We start from the raw sequence: 17,546 nt of genomic DNA, 5'->3' as shown, positions 1-17,546 counted from the left end.
GAAAGGCCTCCCTTCGGGGAGGCCTTTCTGTTTGTGGGCGATCAGTGCTGGCTGGGGCTTTCCTGTCAGAGGCCGAGCGCTCTCTCAAGTCGCCCTATCAAGCTGCCCTCTCAAGTCACCCTCTCAGGCCTCTAAAGCCCCTCTCTCAGGCCTGCGCAAGGCCCGGCAGCGGCCACGCAGGCGCCACAGCACCCGTCATGGCCACAGTCTCGGCCTCAGGTCGCGCTGCCGCTCAGGCGCTCGCTGGTGCGGCGCACGCCGATCAGCAGCGGTGTGCCGGTGTCGGGGTCGGGGATCAGGCGGCACTCGACTCCATAGAGCTTGCGCACCAGCTCCGGCGTCACCACCTCAGCGGGCGCGCCCTCGGCGATCACGTGGCCTGCATGCATGGCCACGATGTGGTCGGCATAGCGGCAGGCGCTGGCCAGATCATGCACCACCATCACGATGGTCTTGCCCTCTTCATGGGCCAGACGCTGGATCAGCTCGAAGACCTCGATCTGGTGGCCGAGATCCAGCGCCGAGGTCGGCTCATCCAGCAGCAGCAAGGGCGTCTGCTGTGCCAGCGCCATGGCGATCCAAGCGCGCTGGCGCTGCCCGCCGGACATCGAGGCCAGCTCACGGTCCGCCAGGCTCTCGATGTCGGCGGCGGCCATCGCCTCGGCCACCAGCCGTTGATCCTCCTCAGACCACTGACTCAGCGCGCCCTGATAGGGCTGACGACCGAAACGCACCAGCTCATGTACCGTTACCCCCTCGGGCGAATGCGTCTCCTGAGGCAGCAGCGCGATGCGCTGGGCCACTTCGCGCCGCTTGTAGGCGTGAATGTCCTTGCCTTCCAGCAGCACCGCGCCTGACTCAGGCAACTGCAGGCGTGCCAGCCCTGCCAGCAGTGTCGACTTGCCACAGCCATTGGGCCCGACGATCGCCGTCACCTTGCCGTCGGGCAGCCCCAGGGTCAGCGAATCGATCACGGTGACATGGCGCTGGCGCGCGCCATAGCCCAGCGACAGCTCGTTAGCTCGCAGGGTATCGGTGGTGGCCGCGGCGTGGCGATCGGCCGGGGAATTCATCGCTCGCGGATCAAGCATCGTCTCAGCGCTCATGGCGCACTCTCCTGAAACATCATCGGCCGCTGGTACATCATCAGCCGCTGAAACATGTCGTGCGACGCTGAGCGGCAAGGGCTGGCCCTGGGCCGCTCAGCAGGAAAATAGGGGCAACGGCTAGCGCGGGCTGCGCAGCAGTATCCACAGCAGATAAGGGCTGCCGACCACGGCCATCACGATACCGACCGGGATTTCCTGCGGCGACAGCAGAGTACGACCGGCGAGGTCTGCCAGCACCATCACCAGCGCGCCGGCCAGCGCCGAGGCCAGCAGCGGCACGCCCTTGTGACGCGACAGGTAGCGTGCGATCTCGGGGCCCACCAGCGCCACCATGCCTACCGGCCCGGCCACCGCGACGGCCGCCGCCGTCAGCACGACCGACAGCCACAGCGTGATCAGGCGTACACGCGACACCGGCTGTCCCAGCCCCGTTGCCACGCGGTCGGTGAAGCGCAGCGTATTCAGCCCGCGCCCCAGCCAGAGCGCGATCGGCACGCCGATCAGCAGGGCCAGCCCGAGCCAGGTGAGCGAATCGGCGTCACGCGCATTGAGGCTGCCGACCGTCCACGGGTAGGCGCTGTTGGCGGCATCGATGGAGACTCTTGCCAGCATCAGCTGCGTGCCGGCACCGAACAGCGCCCCGACCCCGATACCGGCGACCAGGAAGCGATAGCCGCGCGTGCCGATGCCGCCAGAGAGCCCGAAGGCCAGCGCAGTGGCGATCACGGCACCGCTCAGCGCCATCACCGGCGGCGCCAGCGAGATGCCCATCCCGACCACGGAGGCCACCGCGAAGGCGGTCGCGCCATTGTCGATGCCGATGATACCCGGCGTCGCCAGACGGTTGCCGGCCAGGGTCTGCATCAGACAGCCCGCCAGCGAGAAGGCAGCGCCCGTGGCGATGCCGGCCAGCAGGCGCGGCAGACGCAGCTCCTGCACCACGAAGACGGTAGCGAACTCGCCGTGCCCGAAGGCCGCCTTGAAGGCATCCCACGGCCCAAGGCCGGCGCTGCCCAGCATCAGCGAGGCGACACTGGCCATCAGCAGCGCCAGCAGCAGTATGCCGGCCGCCAGCAATGGCGCACGCAACAGCAGCAGGGACAGCTTGCCATGTCGCCACCAGAGCGTGCCTGTGGGGGCCGAGCGGAGGGGATCAAGCGGTGAAGGTCTAGACATCATCGATTCCAAACAAGGCCCTGTCAGGACAACGCCTGACAGGGCCGGTCGATTCAAGCAATGAGGCGATGGCGCCGGCATGCGCGCCAGCCTGGCCTCCATCATCGTTCACGCCGCAAGCGCCAGAGCTACAGGGTGGGCAGACGGCGGGCACGCACCACGGCAATCAGCACGGGCGCGCCCATCAGGGTCGTCAGCACCCCCAGCGGCAGCTCCGAGGGCGGCACGACCAGCCGCGACACCACATCGGCGCTCAGCAGCATGGTCACGCCCAGCGGCAGGCACAGCCACAGCGTGCGCCGCACATCGGCGCCGCACAGCGCACGCGCCACATAGGGCACGGCGAGGCCGACGAAGGCCACCGGCCCGGCCAGTGCCGTCGCGGCACCGACCAGCAGCGCCACCACCAGGATCGCGACCTTGCGCACGCGCTTGGGATGGTGGCCCAGGCCACTGGCGACCTGCTCACCCAGCACCATCGCGGAGAGCGGCCGCGCCAGCCACAGCGTCAGCAGCACCGCGAGCAGGATACTGGGCAGGCTGCTGTAAAGCGCCTCCAGCGAGCGCCCGGCCAGACTGCCGATCACCCAGAAGCGGATCTCGTCGGCCGCACGTTGATCGATCAGCAAGGCCAGAGACGTCAGCGCCACCAGCAGGCTCGACAGCGCCGCGCCGGCCAGCACCAGACGCACCGGGTCCTGACGTGCGCCGCTCATCCGCACGGTGCTCATCACGAACAGGCAGCCCAGCAGCGCACCGCTCTGCGCCACCATCACGTGCATGCCGGTCGCTTCCATCCCCAGCAACAATGCCACGGCCACGGCAAAGGAGGCCCCGGCACTCACGCCCAGCAAGCCCGGCTCCGCCAGCGGGTTGCGTGCCACCACCTGCATCAGGGCGCCGCCACAGGCGAGCATCATGCCGACCACCATGCCGATCAGGGTACGCGGCGCGCGTAGCTCGAGCACCACGAAGCGCGCCTGATCACTGCCCTGTCCGGCCAGCACCTGCAGCGCCTGCCAGGGGCCGACATCGCCAGCCCCCCACAGCAGGCTGGCCAGACAGGTCAGCAGGGCGCTCAGGCAGGCCAGCGGCATCACCTGACGCAACGCAAGACGCCCGGAGACCTTGTGGGTCATCCGGGCGGCATGTGCGCGTGGCCTGCGGACCTGTGGAGAGGTCTCTTCAGCCTGCATACCACCTCCCGCGTCGCGGTTGCGGGAGGTCCCCTGCCTGCGCAGGGGTCAAACGTCGTGCACCGACATGACTGCGACTAGCCATCATCGCGCGCCCGGTCGATATCCTTCAGCAATGCTTCCGCGGCCAACGGGCCGCTGGCGCTGGTCCACAGCTGGCCATTCACGCCGACCAGGCTGTCGCGGTCCGCTGTCTCGAGACGCTGGAAGGCCGGCTCTGCCGCCAGGGCGTCGACCGCGGCATCAGAGGAATCGTCCATGGTGGCGAGGAAGATGGTCTGCGCATCGATGCGTGCCATGTTCTCGTCGCTGAGCGGATCGGAATGCGGGCGACCCGGCTTGACCAGATCACCGCCGACCAGCTCATAGCCGCTGGCCGCCATCAGGCCGGTCGCGAACAGCTGGTCGGACATCGCCATCAGACCACCCGGCATGCGACGCACCAGGCTGGCGGTTTCCGGGGTGGTCATCTCGGCCTTCAGACGCGCGGCGTGCGCGTCGATGGCAGCCAGACGTGTCTCGAGTTCCGCTTCGGCCGTCTCGCCCAGCGCCTCGGCATAGACACGACTCTGCTCCTTCCAGCCCTGCTGGCTCAGCGCCGAAGCGCTCGGCACGACGGTCGGCGCCAGACGCGACATCAGCTGGTACTGGGTCTTGTCGAGGCCCGGCGGCGCCAGGATCAGGTCCGGCTTGAGCGCGACGATCGCCTCGAGATTGAACTCACGCGGCGTGCCGATGATCTTGATGTCCGGCACCTGCGACTGGATATAGCTCGCCACGCCATCACCGCCACGCGTGGTCACGGTGCCCAGCGGCGTCACCTGACTGGCGACGGCCACATCCAGCGCGCCTTCGTACAGGGTGACGACACGCTGCGGCGTGCCCTCGATGTCCAGCTCACCGTAGGCCGTCTCGACACTGCGTGCCTCGGCAGACAGGGAAGCCCCCATCAGCGCTACCGCCAAGGTCGCCATCAGGCCCTGTTTTAACCATGCAGGCCGGGTCATGCCACGAGCAGTAAAAGCAGTCGACGAGACGGTCATGCAGTACTCCGAAATGAAGGAAATGATCTCGCACTCAAGCGAAGGCAGGCGTGATCCTGCGCAGGACGATACCGCAAGGTGACCCCTGTGCGCATGACTATCACACTCGAGCAACGAATAATAATCAATCGCAACAATACCGGCTCATCCTGTGACTCACCACACCAGTTCATGCAACGCGACATTGCAACATCCTGCGTGGCAGCAGGTCACGTCTCTCCCCCGAGCAGCGCCTGAAGACCTTGAAGGTTGGCGGCGCCTGCCGCAGGCTGTGCGCAAGAATGTCTCTGGCGGAGTCCCCGCAGGGGTTGGGATAGCCCCAAGTGCCCCGATAACTGAAGGATGGACTCTCGCTCGGCGTGCGCGCAGGACGCGCGTGACGCCCCTTCAACATCTACCTGACAGATCCTCGCGTTAGTGATGGGACGCTTGCGAGCCTCTGATGCACCACCGGAGCCTGCTCTCACTCTCTACCCCGACGCCTCACACACTCACCGACATGGAGAAGCCATCTGTGGCGATTCCGACACCCCCGCATTCCCCTCCCGCCCTTGCTGCCTCGTGCCAACCGGACTCATGGCGACCTGCCTGGCTGATGTCCGCCCTGATGATGCTGTTGATGGTGTTGAGCCTCGGGTTCAGCAGCCTGTCCCATGCCGCCCCGGCCGAGGACGGCAGCGGCGATGGCGCGACATCCTCCTACGAGAGCCTGGCCACGCTGCTGGAAGACCCCAGTCAGCGCGAGGCCCTGATCGAAGGCCTGCGACAGCTGGACAGCAAGGCGAGTGAACAAGCCGTCGAGGTGGCAGGGGAAGACGTCACCCTGAGCGAGGACTCGCCGTCACTGTCGCGCCAGCTGGCGGCCATCAGCCAGGACCTGGTCGCGGATCTCTCCGCCACGCTGGACCGCATGCTGGGCACCCTCGATGGCCTGGCCAACGAGGACGCCGACGAGATCGACTGGAGTCGCTTCACCAGCGAGGCCGTGAGCCTCGGGCTGGTCGTCATCTCGACCATCGCGCTGTTCCTCGTGCTGCGCAGACTCGCCAAGCCGCTGTTCTCACGTGTCAGCCAGTGGTCACTGGATGGCCAGCACCGCAGCCCGCTGCTGCGCACCCTGCTGGCGGTACTGGTCGCGGCGGTGGTGGACATCGCGGTCATCGGCCTCGCCTTCCTCGGCGGCTATCTGCTCGCCATCTTCGCCTATGGCGAACAGGGCGTGATCGGTCAGCGCGAGTCGATGTTCCTGAACGCCTATCTGGTCATCGAGCTGTTCAAGGCCTTGATGCGCATGCTGTTCTCCTCAGGCTACAAGGGGCTGCGTCTGCTGCCGATGCCGGATGACGTGGCGCGTTACTGGAACCGCTCCCTGGCCATGCTGGCCGGCTTCATCGGCTACGGCATCCTGGTCGTGGTGCCGATGATCAACAACAACCTGGCGCCGGCCGTCGGCAGCTTCGTCAACCTGCTGATCATGGCCATCACCCTCGTCTGGGCCATCGTGGTGATCTCGCGCAATCGCATCATTCTGCGTGACCGCCTGCTCACTCAAGCCCGCGAGGCGAACAACGCGATCATCGCCGTGTGTCTGCGCATTCTGGCGCGCACCTGGCATCTGATCGCGCTGGCCTACTTCGCCACCCTGTTCATCATCTCGCAGACGACGCCTGAAGAGGCGCTGCCGTTCATGATGGGGGCGACGCTCAAGACGCTGCTCGCCATCGGCGGCGGGGCTCTGCTGTCACGCGTGGTGACACAGCTGATCGGCAAGCGCATCCAGATCTCCGACAAGCTGCGCGGCCAGCTGCCGCTGCTGGAGAAGCGCCTCAACTCCTACATCCCCACCGCGCTGCGCATCATGCGCGCCATCATCCTGATCGTGGTGGTCGGCATGGTGCTGAATGCCTGGCACATCGTGGCGCTCGGCGAGTGGCTGGCAACCGATGCCGGTGCCCTGCTGCTGTCGCGCATCTTCCATGTGCTGTTCATTCTCGCCTTCGCCATCGCGGTCTGGGTCGGCATCGCCAGCCTGATCGAGCACAAGCTCAATCCGGACACCGGCAAGGGCAAGCCGTCCTCGCGGGTAGAAACCCTGCTGGCGCTGTTCCGCAATGCCATCGCCATCGCGATGATCGTCTTCACCGCGATGATCGTGCTGTCCGAGATCGGCATCGACATCGCGCCGCTGCTGGCCGGTGCCGGGGTACTGGGTCTGGCGATCGGCTTCGGCGCCCAGAAGATGGTGCAGGACATCATCACCGGGGTGTTCATCCAGCTGGAGAACGCCATCAACACCGGCGATGTGGTCTCTGCCGGTGGCGTGACCGGTACCGCGGAACGCCTGACCATCCGCTCGGTGGGCATCCGCGACCTGTCCGGCACCTTCCATATCGTGCCGTTCTCGTCGGTGGATACCGTCTCCAACTACATGCGTGACTTCGCCTACCATGTCGGCGAATACGGCATCTCCTATCGCGAGAATGTCGACCACGCCATCGTGCACCTGCGTGCGGCCTTCGATGAGCTCGAGGCAGGCAGCTATGGTCCGGAGATTCTCGAGCCGGTCACCATTGCCGGCGTCTCGGCCCTGGCCGACAGCTCGGTCAATATCCGCGTGATGATCAAGACCAGCCCGGGCAACCAGTGGGCCATCGGCCGCGAGTACAACAAGCTCGTGAAGCAGCACTTCGACGCCGCTGGCATCGAGATCCCGTTCCCGCACATGACCATGTACTTCGGTCAGGACAAGGACGGTGGTGCGCCGCCGGCCAACGTGCGCACCATGCAGGCACCGTTCGTGATCGATGGCTCCGCCGCCGGTCAGCCGAAGACCCCCGAGCAGCGCGAGGCAGCCGCCAAGGTCGCCAAGCGTCGCGAGGAGAATCCGCTGACGCGTCATGCCACCGAAGACGGGGAAGTCGTGGATGCCGAGGAACAGCGCATCCGTCAGACCACCCAGCCGGATGCCGACGGCGACTGATCAAGCGCCTGCGGTATTCCGACACGGCTGCCCCGACACGGCTGCCTGCGCAGGCAGCCGTACTGAAACGAAAACGCCCCCGAGCCAGTGGCTTGGGGGCGTTTTCATGTGCGGGCATAAAACACTGCCTCACACCTCATGCAAGGGACTGGCTCAGGAGCCGGTGCCCCACATGCTGGACAGCGAGCTCAGCAGCGTCGAGCTGACGCCTTCGCCACCCATGTAGCTGAGCAGCACCGGCGCGAACTGGGAGACCATGCTGCTGTCCATGCCCAGCGCGGAGAAGGCGCTGTCCAGAGATGCGCTGTCATCGACATTGCCGACGGTGCTGGCCAATGCCGTGGCATTGTCGTTGCCGCTCAGGCTCGCCAGGCTGGAGAGCGTGGACAGCGAGCTGCTGCTGGTCAGGCTGGACAGCTGCGGCACGTCAGTGGACAGCTCGGAGGTCGCGCTGGTGCCAAGCTGGGACTGGGCCAGTGCCAGCATGGCAGCAGAGCCACCCAGCGCCTGAGTGGAGGACACACCCAGCTGGGAAGTCAGGCTGGACATCAGGTCGGCTGCCGGCAGGGTCTGGCCTGTCTGGCTGCTCAGCATGCTGCTGGCGAGGCTCATCATGGAGCTGGACGAGCTGGAGGAGCTGGCGGCGTTGCTGGAAGAGCTGTTACCGGTAGCGGCACAACCGGCCAGTGACACGGCCAGTACAGAGGCGCCCATCAGGGCCAGGGACTTATGCAACATGCAGACTCCATCATCGCTTGGGGAAACGGACCGGACTCGGCCCGTAGATGCGCCACGTGCATGGGCGCATCCGACACGCAGAATCATCGCACGGAGGAATCGCTTCCAGCCAGCGCCACACGCTCACGCTCTGGCCGTGCAGTCCCGGACGCATCGTTGCCGGATCAGCAACGAGAAATCCGGCACCGGCCATGCCCACGCCAGCATGCACCCGCCGACATCTCACGGCGGCGTGCTGACAGGGCGAAAGCCTGGGCGAGAATGCCCTCAGCGCCCGTCACACGGGCAAAAAAGAAGGGCATCCCGTCACACAGCGTGTGAACGTGGATACCCTGGAGAGAAACCTGCATCACCGGCCGACAGCGCGACCGGTGCAATTGGGCAATACCTTTCATCAAACAAGGAAACATCGTGCAAGCCGCCGAGTGTCTTGTCCGCCAGCCCTCATGACGCCTGGCATGCCCTGGTTGGCACTAGACGGCTGGCACTAGACGGCTGGCGCTCGACGGTTGACTAACACTCGGCGGCCGCCCCTCAGGCGTTGTCCTTGCTCGGCTGCGGCAGGGCCGGCAGTGAGCGATCCAGCAGCTCGACGCTCTGACGGTAGTAGAGCTGACTCTTGTTGTGCTCGCCCAGGTTGGCGAACAGACGCGCGAGTTCAGCACACACCGTACCGCTCGGACGCTGGCGCTGGCTAGCCTCGAAGTACTCCTGAGCCTTGCCCCAGCTGGCGTTGCGCAGTGCCAGACGGCCCAGCGACAGCAGCAGGTCCGGATCATTCGGACGCTCCTGCAGCCACTTCTCGGCATACACCAGCTGACGCGGTGCATCCACGTCCAGCAGGCCGTAACGCAGTACCAGACGCGAATCCCAGCACTCCTTGAGGGAGTGACGCAGCAGACGCTCGGCCAGACCTTCCTGGCCACCGGCGATCAGCGCCTCGGCGTAGAGCGCGACCAGATTCACGTCGGTGCGCAGGTGGTCCGGCATGTCGGCCCACAGGTTGCGCACGCGCTCGATGTCTTCCGGATTGCGCGCGGCCTGCTGGATCAGCGCCACATAGGCCCGCTGTTCCAGCTCCTTCTTCTCCTCGGGGGAGATGAGGTCCTGCTTGTCGAGACGCGGCATCAGACGACGCAGACCATCCCAGTCATTGACCGCCAGATAGGCCTGCTTGAGCAGCTTGAGCACCTGCGGGTGCTCGCCCAGCTGCTTGTCGAGACGCGTCAGGGTCGCCAGCGCCTGTTCGTGCTGCTGGCGGTCCAGCATCAGCTGCGCCTGCACCAGACCCACGGCACTCTCGGAGCCCTGGGTGGACTCGTGCGCCCGCTTGAGCAGCGTGTCCGCCTGCTCAAAACGTCCCTGATAGTGCGCGGCCAGGGCGGCGGACAGGTAGTTGACCAGCGGCGTGCTGGAATCTTCCGCCGAGTGGGTCAGCGACTTCTCGGCCCGCTTCCAGCGGCCTTCGGCCAGCGCCACCAGACCCCGTACGGTCTTGCGCGTGGCATTGCGGTGACGGGTACGGCTGTTCCACACCTTGAGGCGGGAGAACGGATGCGCGAAGCGCGACAGCAGGCGCAGACCGAAGTGCAGCACCACGAAGCCCGCGAACAGCAGGATCAAGCCGAACCAGAAGGAGGTCTGGACCGAGGTATCGCCGACGCGAATCAACCAGTAGCCCGGGAAGGCCTGCATCAGTTGCCCGAACAGGGCACCGATGGCCAGCCCGATGATGATCAGCAGTATCAGGACTCTCATGCGTTGCCACCCCCTTGCTGGGCGCGACGCTCGATCAGCTCACGCAGCTTGCTCAGAGAGGCGGAGATGTCAGGCAGCTCCGGACGGATGGTCTTGCTCTTGAGCTCTTCCAGCTTGGCGACGGCATTCTGCACGCCATCGGTCTTGGTGTCGTAGTAGCCATTGACCAGCGTGATGGCCTTGTCGATGGCGGCCTGGTAGAGCTTCGGCTCTTCCTTGAGCAGCGCCAGCTGCGCCTGCTCCAGCACCAGACGCACGTTCTGACGCAGGTAGGATTCCTGCTCCGGCGTGATCAGGGCTTCCAGAGCCTCGTCATGACGACGCACGGTGACCAAGTCCTTCAGCTCGTTGCCGAAGCGGGCCAGCTGCTGCTGCCAACCGCCTGTCGGCGCTGCGTCGTTCTCGACCTTGGCGGCGATCTCGGCCACGTCCTGCTTGAGCGGCAGACGCGCCAGCTGTTCCTGCTCGGCGAGCAGCGCCAGATAGATACCGCTGCGGTCGACGCGCGGCACGCTGTCCAGGCTGGCCAGTTCGGACTGGATGGCCTTGCGCACCGGCAGCAGCGCCGGGTTGTTGGCCGCCGCGATACGCGCATCCGCGTTCTCGAGCAGCGCATCGGCACCGTTCACGTCACGCTCCAGCTGCAGACGCTGGTTGGCGAGGCGCAGCAGGTACTCGGCTTCCGCGTAGTGCCAGTCACGCGCGTCGGTCTGCTGGGACTTGCTGAGCTCCTCGAGCACCTTGTTGAGGGCCTGCTCGGTGTCCTGGCTCTCGCTGGACAGACGCTTGTCGAGTTCGCTGACGCGGGATTCGTTCTTCTCCAGCGTGCTCGACAGACCCTCGACCTTGCTGGAGACCTGGCCGACCTGCTGGGTCACGCTCTCGCTGACCTGCTTGTCGAGGCCCTGCGCATCCGGCAGCGCATTCAGACGCTGCCAGCCGAACCACGCCAGCACCGCGACCACGATGGCCAGCACGATGACGAGAATCAGCGCGATGCTGCCGGCCTTGCTCTTCTTGCCCTGCGGCTCGCCGGGCGGCGGCGTGCCGGGTGCCGTCGTGCCACCCAGGCCTGCACCACCCGCGCTGGCCGTCTTGCCAGCCGGCGTGGAGGGCTTGCCGGGAGTCGCCTTGCTGGAAGAGGCCTTGCCAGCACTCGGCTTGGCGGCAGACGCCTCCTTGGCGGGTTCGCTACGCTCCGGAAGCGGCGATTTTGCGCCGGAAGGCGTCGATGCGTTGTCGTCTGAAGTCTGGCTCACGGGCGTGGACTCACTGGCAGTGGAGGATGAGGTTGAAGAGGAGGAGCTGCCCTGCCCCTTGCCACGCCCACGACGATTGCGCCCACCTCGCGAGCGGCGCTCGCGCGGGGCATCAGCCGTGTCGGATGACGAGGAAGAGGACGAACGGGAGGCCTCGGCGCCAGGGCGGCCAGAGGCAGTGTCATCGGCGGAAACGCCGGAAGCGGAAGAAGCATCTGATGCGCGAGCGGCAGCATCCTTGTCGCCCGACTTGCCGGGCGTCATGCCGGCAGAGCCGTTATCTTCCTGATCGTGTTCTCGGTTGCTCATCTACGCTTGCCCTTTTCCGGATTCTTGGGAATCGATGGCCTCACGCGGACCAGGCGCAGTGGCGCCGGTCACTGCATGGCGAGTCTTGCTGATGGGGGCGCAGGCGCGAAGTACTGCCTGCGTCAGGGCCCCGGGTGAAGCGTCCTCGGCGACCGTCACGCGCTCGAAACCATGAGCGTGTGCCAGTGTAGCCAAACGGTGGCTCGACACGATTAGCGGTTGGTGCAAGGCCTGCGGCGTCACCGATGCCATCACCGTCTCGAGCAGTTCATTGCTGGTCACCACCATTGCATCATACGCGCCCGCCGCCAGACGGCCAGCCTGTTGCGGCGACAAAGCCAACGGAAGGCGTCGATAAAGTGCCAGACGCGTGACCTGAGCACCCCGTGCCACCAGCGTCTCTTCCAGCAGCGGACGCCCGCCTTCACCGGCCACCAGCAACCAGCGCTGACCCGCAAGCGCCCTGAGCGACGGCAGCGACAGCAAGGCTTCGCTGGTGGTGCCGACTGGCGCATCGCGCTCGGCATGCTCACCGCGCGTGGCGCGCGGCGGAACACGCACCGGCACGCCCAGCCGCGAATGCAGCACTTCGGCCGTGGCCGCGCCGACGGCATAGAAGCTGACGCCTTCGGGTAGCTGTGGCCACCACTCCTCCAGACAATCGGCCAGATAGCCGGCGGCCTGGGGCGAGATCACGATCACGCCGCGATACAGATCGACATCGATGATCGCCTGGCGCGCGGCGGGTTCCAGCGGCAAGGCCTCGAGCGCCATCAGCTTGAGGCATTCCACCTCGCAGCCGGCCTCACTCAGCATCGCATCGAGAACCGCTCCGCGCGAGCCCGGCCGCGTCGTCAACACCTCAAGACGCGACGCCTTTGCCATCGCTGACACCTCAGCCACGAGCGTCGCCGTAGACCGCCGCCAGAATCTCGCCGGCACCCTGGGAGAGCAGGTCTTCGGCGACGGCGACGCCCAGCGCTTCCGGCGCATCGGACGGACCACGCGCTTCGGCGCGCAGGATGACCGTCCCGTCGGGGTTGCCGACCAGCGCACGCAGCCACAGCTGGCTGCCGCCTTCCTCGAGCACGGCATAGCCGCCGATCGGCACCTGACAGCCACCTTCCAGGTGCGTGTTCATGGCGCGCTCGGCCAGCACGCACCGACTGGAGTCTTCGTGGGCCAGCGGCTCGAGCAGCGCAAGAATCTCCTCGTCCTGCAGGTTGCACTCGATGCCGAGCGCGCCCTGGCCACAGGCTGGCAGGCAGGTCTCGGCGTCCATCTCGGCGGTGATGCGCGCATCCAGCTCGAGGCGCTGCAGGCCGGAGGTGGCCAGGATGATGGCGTCGAACTCGCCGGCATCCAGCTTGCCGAGACGCGTCTGGACATTGCCGCGCAGACTCAGCACCTCCAGGTCCGGGCGTGCCGCCTTGGCCTGCAGACCACGGCGCAGGCTGGAGGTGCCCAGGCGCGCGCCCTGCGGCAGGGCATCGAAGTTGGCACAGGTGTTGGACACGAAGGCATCGGTCGGGGCGTGACGCTCGAGAATCACCGCCAGTCCCAGCGACTCCGGGAAGTGCATCGGCACATCCTTCATGGAGTGCACGGCGATATCGGCGCGACCGTCGAGCATCGCCTCTTCCAGCTCCTTCACGAACAGCCCCTTGCCGCCGATCTTGGCCAGCGGGGTATCGAGAATCTTGTCACCACGCGTCGACATCGGCACCAGCTCGACGCTCAAGCCAGGATGCAGGGCCTCGAGTCGCGCCTTGACGTGTTCGGCCTGCCACAGGGCGAGCAGGCTCTTGCGGGTCGCGATACGCAGAATCTCACGGCGGGGCACGGCATTCTCCTTGCTGGCGCGCAACGCACGCCATCTGATTCGAAGTTGTTGAGCAAACCTGACTGACGAACAGCGCTGCCCTCTGATGACACTTATCATAAAGCCAGTCACCTCAGGGGGAAAATCCGTGGCACGCTTTCCTGCGATCCGCCGGACTGGCCGCGGCCCCTCGCCCACGCGCAGGAGTCTGGTACACTCCAAGGTCAACGATACCGGCTGCGCGACCGTGCACCGGACGCCGAACTCTGGACACGTCACCACAATTCGAGATCCCGATGAGCGAATCTACCAATCAGTCCTGGGGCGGCCGCTTCAGCGAGCCGACCGATGCCTTCGTGGCACGTTTCACCGCCTCCGTCGATTTTGATCAGCGCATGGCGCAGCACGACATCCAGGGCTCCATCGCCCACGCCACCATGCTGGCCGGTGTCGGCGTGCTGAGCGAAGAAGAACGCGACGTCATCATCGCGGGACTGAAGGAAATCAGTGAAGAGATCGCGCGGGGCGAATTCGAGTGGTCCGTGGCACTGGAAGACGTGCACATGAACATCGAGGCACGCCTGACCGCCAAGATCGGCATCACCGGCAAGAAGCTGCATACCGGCCGTTCACGCAACGACCAGGTCGCCACCGACATCCGCCTCTATCTGCGTGACGAGATCGACGCCATCGACGCCGAACTGACGCGTCTGCGCGAAGGCATGCTGGGGCTGGCCGAGCAGGAAGCCGACACCATCATGCCGGGCTTCACTCACCTGCAGAGCGCCCAGCCGGTCACCTTCGGCCACCACCTGCTGGCCTGGCAGGAAATGGTCGCCCGCGACCAGGACCGCCTGCGTGACTGCCGCGTGCGCATGAACGTGCTGCCGCTGGGCGCCGCGGCGCTGGCCGGCACCACCTTCCCCATCGACCGTCACGTCACCAGCGAGCTGCTCGGCTTCGACCGTCCGACCGAGAACAGCCTCGATTCGGTCAGCGACCGTGACTTCGCCATCGAATTCACCAGCTTCGCCAGCCTGCTGATGATGCACCTGTCACGCATGAGCGAAGAGCTGGTGCTGTGGACCAGCGCCCAGTTCGACTTCATCGACCTGCCGGACCGCTTCTGCACCGGCTCCTCCATCATGCCGCAGAAGAAGAACCCGGACGTGCCGGAGCTGGTGCGCGGCAAGACCGGCCGTGTCTATGGCCACCTGATGAGCCTGCTGACCCTGATGAAGTCCCAGCCGCTGGCGTACAACAAGGACAATCAGGAAGACAAGGAGCCGCTGTTCGATACCATCGATACCGTGCGCGGCAGCCTGCGTGCCTTCGCCGACATGATTCCGGCGATCCGCGCCAAGTCCGACAACATGTACGCCTCGGCCAGCAAGGGCTTCGCCACCGCGACCGACCTGGCGGATTACCTGGTGCGCAAGGGCGTCGCCTTCCGTGATGCCCACGAGATCGTCGGCAAGTCCGTCGCCTTCGGCATCGAACAGCAGCGCGACCTGTCCGAGATGACCCTGGCAGAGCTCCAGCAGTTCTCCGACACCATCGAGCAGGACGTCTTCGACGTGCTGACGCTGGAAGGCTCCGTCGCGGCGCGCAACCACATCGGTGGCACCGCGCCGAACCAGGTCCGCGCTGCCGTGCAGCGTGCGCGTGACGCCCTGGCCTCGCGCGCCTGATCATCCTCTTTCGGGCCTGGTCGCCACCCATGGCAACCGGGCCCGCATCGCTCTATCGCTTGCTGCCAGGAGGCCGCCCGATGCGTCATCTGATGAGCCAGTCCGCCCGTCATACCCTTCGCACCCTCGCGGCGCTGCTGCTGGGTGCTGGCCTGCTGGCCGGCTGCGGCCAGAAAGGCCCGCTCTATCTGCCGGCGGACGCCGATGCCGGTGGTCAGCGCGCCGAAGCTCCCGCGCCGGCACCTGACGCCTCCGAGACAGAGAGCACCGCCGCTGCCGAGACTTCCGGCAGCGACGCCTGAGCCCCCTTATTCATCTCCGGCGGGTGATGCCCGCCGGCGCGACATCTTGCAGGCCGGATCATGGATCACTTCGTTTATCAGGATGGCGTGCTGCACGCCGAAGACGTCTCGCTCGCCACGCTGGCCGAGCAGTTCGGCACGCCGTGCTACGTCTACAGCCGTGCCACGCTCGAGCGCCACTTCAAGGCCTATCAGGATGCGCTGGGCGACCACCCGCATCTCATCTGCTATGCCGTGAAGGCCAATTCCAACCTGGCGGTGCTCAATGTGCTGGCACGTCTGGGCGCCGGCTTCGACATCGTCTCCGCCGGTGAGCTGGAGCGCGTCATCAAGGCCGGCGGCGACCCCGCCAAGGTGGTGTTCTCCGGCGTCGCCAAGCAGGCAGGCGAGATGGAGCGTGCACTGGAGCTGGGTATCAAGTGCTTCAACGTCGAGTCGCTGCCGGAGCTTGAGCGCCTCAACGCCGTCGCGGGCCGTCTCGGACGCGTCGCACCGGTGTCACTGCGCATCAATCCCGACGTCGATGCCGGCACTCACCCGTACATCTCAACTGGCCTCAAGGCCAACAAGTTCGGCATTCCGGTCGAACAGGCGCTGGAGGTCTACGAGATCGCCAACGCCATGGAGCACGTGCAGGTGGTCGGTGCCGACTGCCATATCGGCTCCCAGCTGACCGAGCTGGCGCCCTTCCTCGATTCCCTCGAACGCCTGCTGGTGCTGCTGGATCGCCTGCGGGAACGCGGCATCGTCATCGAGCACCTCGATCTCGGCGGCGGCCTCGGCGTGCCCTACCAGAACGAGACTCCGCCGGAGCCCTTCGCCTACGCCAGCGCCCTGCTGGAGCGTCTGGCCCGCTATGAGCACGGCAGCGAGATGACGCTGCTGTTCGAACCGGGCCGCTCCATCGCCGCCAACGCCGGCGTGCTGCTGACCCGCGTCGAATACCTCAAGCCCGGTGAAGAGAAGAACTTCGCCATCATCGATGCCGGCATGAATGACCTGATCCGTCCGTCGCTGTACCAGGCGTGGCAGAACATCGTCACCGTCGACACGCGCGAGACGCGCAAGTCCGCCAGCTACGATGTGGTCGGCCCGGTCTGCGAGACCGGTGACTTCCTCGGCAAGGACCGCGAACTGGCCATCGCGCCGGGCGACCTGCTCGCCGTGCGCTCTTCCGGTGCCTACGGCTTCGTGATGGCCTCGAGCTACAACAGCCGCTGCCGTCCTGCCGAGGTGATGGTCGATGGCCCCGAGATGCACCTGGTGCGTCGTCGCGAGCGCCTCGAAGAACTGTGGACCGGTGAGCAACTGCTGCCGGAAGGTGATGCCTGATGCTGGTGAACTTCACCAAGATGCACGGATTGGGCAATGACTTCATGGTCATTGACCTGATCTCGCAGCGCAGCCGCCTGCGCGATGCCGATATCCGCCGTCTGGCGGACCGCAACTTCGGCATCGGCTTCGACCAGCTGCTGGTGGTCGAGCCGCCCCGCGACCCGGACATGGACTTCCGCTATCGCATCTACAATGCCGATGGCAGTGAAGTCGAGAACTGCGGCAACGGGGCGCGCTGCTTCGCGCGCTTCGTGCGTGAACAGCGCCTGACCACCAAGCGCGAGATTCGCGTCGAGACGGCCGGCGGCCCGCTGACCCTGGTCGTCGCCGAGGATGGCCGTGTGCGCGTCGACATGGGCGCGCCGCGCTTCGCCCCCGCCGCGCTGTCCTTCGAGGCCGAGGCCGACCTGCCGGTGCACACCCTGGATGTCGACGGCGAGACGCTGGAAATCGGCGTCGTCTCGATGGGCAACCCCCACGCGGTGCTGCTGGTCGACAGTGTCGAACAGGCCCCGGTGCTGACGCTGGGCCCGCTGATCGAGGCGCATCCGCGCTTCGCCAAGCGCGTCAATGCCGGCTTCCTCGAGGTCGTCTCGCCACATGAAGCGCGCCTGCGTGTCTTCGAGCGCGGTGTCGGCGAGACGCTGGCCTGTGGCACCGGCGCCTGTGCGGCGGTCGCGTCCGGCATTCGCCGTGGCCTGCTGGCAAGCCCGGTCAATGTCACGCTGCCCGGCGGCACCCTGAGCATCGAATGGGGTGGCGACGGCCAGCCGGTATTCATGACCGGCCCCGCCGAGACCGTCTTCGAAGGCCGCATCATCCTGTAGA

13 protein-coding genes and 1 pseudogene are annotated in these 17,546 nt (G+C 66.2%); 5 read left to right on the top strand and 9 right to left on the bottom strand.

Going from position 1 to position 17,546, the window contains the following annotated elements:
- Positions 1-215 precede the first annotated feature (215 nt).
- The 4 genes from LCW13_RS00715 to LCW13_RS00700 form a co-directional block, all read right to left on the bottom strand.
- Positions 216-1,073, bottom strand: a complete 858-nt coding sequence (locus LCW13_RS00715) for an ABC transporter ATP-binding protein (protein WP_052384524.1) — start codon at positions 1,071-1,073, stop codon at positions 216-218.
- Positions 1,074-1,226: 153 nt separating this feature from the next.
- On the bottom strand, positions 1,227-2,285 hold the full coding sequence (locus tag LCW13_RS00710) for a FecCD family ABC transporter permease (protein WP_225347477.1): 1,059 nt from the start codon (positions 2,283-2,285) through the stop codon (positions 1,227-1,229).
- Positions 2,286-2,413: 128 nt separating this feature from the next.
- Positions 2,414-3,382, bottom strand: coding sequence for a FecCD family ABC transporter permease (locus LCW13_RS00705; protein WP_043333495.1), 969 nt, complete (start codon positions 3,380-3,382; stop codon positions 2,414-2,416).
- A 176-nt stretch (positions 3,383-3,558) separates the two neighbouring features.
- Positions 3,559-4,455: an ABC transporter substrate-binding protein gene (locus tag LCW13_RS00700; protein WP_209443791.1), complete on the bottom strand. Its 897-nt coding sequence runs from the start codon at positions 4,453-4,455 to the stop codon at positions 3,559-3,561.
- Between the two features lie 664 nt (positions 4,456-5,119).
- Between LCW13_RS00700 and LCW13_RS00695 the strand changes: the two genes are divergently transcribed.
- The gene (locus LCW13_RS00695; RefSeq protein ID WP_064503271.1) at positions 5,120-7,504 is read left to right on the top strand and encodes a mechanosensitive ion channel domain-containing protein; all 2,385 of its coding nucleotides are present in this window, start codon (positions 5,120-5,122) and stop codon (positions 7,502-7,504) included.
- A gap of 153 nt (positions 7,505-7,657) precedes the next feature.
- On the opposite strand, the gene LCW13_RS00690 is transcribed toward LCW13_RS00695, so the two are convergent.
- The 5 genes from LCW13_RS00690 to hemC all read right to left on the bottom strand — a co-directional run bounded on the left by LCW13_RS00690 (position 7,658) and on the right by hemC (position 13,411).
- Entirely contained in the window at positions 7,658-8,242 is a 585-nt protein-coding gene (locus LCW13_RS00690; protein WP_052384518.1) for a DUF2780 domain-containing protein, read from the bottom strand.
- Positions 8,243-8,776: 534 nt separating this feature from the next.
- The gene (locus LCW13_RS00685; protein ID WP_043333341.1) at positions 8,777-10,000 is read right to left on the bottom strand and encodes a heme biosynthesis HemY N-terminal domain-containing protein; all 1,224 of its coding nucleotides are present in this window, start codon (positions 9,998-10,000) and stop codon (positions 8,777-8,779) included.
- A complete protein-coding gene (locus tag LCW13_RS00680) occupies positions 9,997-11,568 on the bottom strand; it encodes a uroporphyrinogen-III C-methyltransferase (RefSeq protein ID WP_084589367.1) in 1,572 nt (523 codons plus the stop codon). The genes LCW13_RS00685 and LCW13_RS00680 overlap by 4 nt, the downstream gene beginning before the upstream one ends.
- Positions 11,569-12,453, bottom strand: coding sequence for a uroporphyrinogen-III synthase (locus tag LCW13_RS00675; protein WP_064503270.1), 885 nt, complete (start codon positions 12,451-12,453; stop codon positions 11,569-11,571).
- 10 nt (positions 12,454-12,463) lie between these two features.
- A complete protein-coding gene (gene hemC / locus LCW13_RS00670) occupies positions 12,464-13,411 on the bottom strand; it encodes a hydroxymethylbilane synthase (RefSeq protein ID WP_043333340.1) in 948 nt (315 codons plus the stop codon).
- Positions 13,412-13,686: 275 nt separating this feature from the next.
- Here hemC and argH point away from each other — a divergent pair, with 275 nt between their 5' ends.
- The 4 genes and pseudogenes from argH (at position 13,687) to dapF (ending at position 17,545) form a co-directional block, all read left to right on the top strand.
- Entirely contained in the window at positions 13,687-15,081 is a 1,395-nt protein-coding gene (gene argH / locus LCW13_RS00665) for an argininosuccinate lyase (RefSeq protein ID WP_043333338.1), read from the top strand.
- A gap of 92 nt (positions 15,082-15,173) precedes the next feature.
- A pseudogene (gene lptM, locus LCW13_RS17560) lies at positions 15,174-15,308 on the top strand (LPS translocon maturation chaperone LptM); the annotation flags it as partial.
- 135 nt (positions 15,309-15,443) lie between these two features.
- Complete coding sequence (gene lysA, locus LCW13_RS00655; RefSeq protein ID WP_043333334.1) at positions 15,444-16,715, top strand: diaminopimelate decarboxylase; 1,272 nt, start codon at positions 15,444-15,446, stop codon at positions 16,713-16,715.
- Positions 16,715-17,545 carry a diaminopimelate epimerase gene (gene dapF, locus LCW13_RS00650; RefSeq protein WP_043333332.1) on the top strand — a complete coding sequence of 277 codons (831 nt, stop codon included), beginning with the start codon at positions 16,715-16,717 and terminating at the stop codon, positions 17,543-17,545. The genes lysA and dapF overlap by 1 nt, the downstream gene beginning before the upstream one ends.
- Position 17,546: the final 1 nt, after the last annotated feature.

It is taken from the genome of Cobetia amphilecti (assembly GCF_020217465.1).
In the GTDB taxonomy this organism is placed as follows: domain Bacteria; phylum Pseudomonadota; class Gammaproteobacteria; order Pseudomonadales; family Halomonadaceae; genus Cobetia; species Cobetia amphilecti.
This window is presented reverse-complemented; position numbering and strand designations above follow the sequence as displayed.

Bases quoted from the DNA above. Each gene is read 5' to 3' on its own strand.
- argH (WP_043333338.1), top strand. From the start codon at position 13,687: ATGAGCGAATCTACCAATCAGTCCTGGGGCGGCCGCTTCAGCGAGCCG.
- LCW13_RS00700 (WP_209443791.1), bottom strand. From the start codon at position 4,455: ATGGCGACCTTGGCGGTAGCGCTGATGGGGGCTTCCCTGTCTGCCGAG.
- LCW13_RS00695 (WP_064503271.1), top strand. From the start codon at position 5,120: ATGTCCGCCCTGATGATGCTGTTGATGGTGTTGAGCCTCGGGTTCAGC.
- LCW13_RS00715 (WP_052384524.1), bottom strand. From the start codon at position 1,073: ATGAATTCCCCGGCCGATCGCCACGCCGCGGCCACCACCGATACCCTG.
- LCW13_RS00710 (WP_225347477.1), bottom strand. From the start codon at position 2,285: ATGTCTAGACCTTCACCGCTTGATCCCCTCCGCTCGGCCCCCACAGGC.
- dapF (WP_043333332.1), top strand. From the start codon at position 16,715: ATGCTGGTGAACTTCACCAAGATGCACGGATTGGGCAATGACTTCATG.
- LCW13_RS00680 (WP_084589367.1), bottom strand. From the start codon at position 11,568: ATGAGCAACCGAGAACACGATCAGGAAGATAACGGCTCTGCCGGCATG.
- LCW13_RS00685 (WP_043333341.1), bottom strand. From the start codon at position 10,000: ATGAGAGTCCTGATACTGCTGATCATCATCGGGCTGGCCATCGGTGCC.
- LCW13_RS00690 (WP_052384518.1), bottom strand. From the start codon at position 8,242: ATGTTGCATAAGTCCCTGGCCCTGATGGGCGCCTCTGTACTGGCCGTG.
- LCW13_RS00705 (WP_043333495.1), bottom strand. From the start codon at position 3,382: ATGCCGCTGGCCTGCCTGAGCGCCCTGCTGACCTGTCTGGCCAGCCTG.
- LCW13_RS00675 (WP_064503270.1), bottom strand. From the start codon at position 12,453: ATGGCAAAGGCGTCGCGTCTTGAGGTGTTGACGACGCGGCCGGGCTCG.
- lysA (WP_043333334.1), top strand. From the start codon at position 15,444: ATGGATCACTTCGTTTATCAGGATGGCGTGCTGCACGCCGAAGACGTC.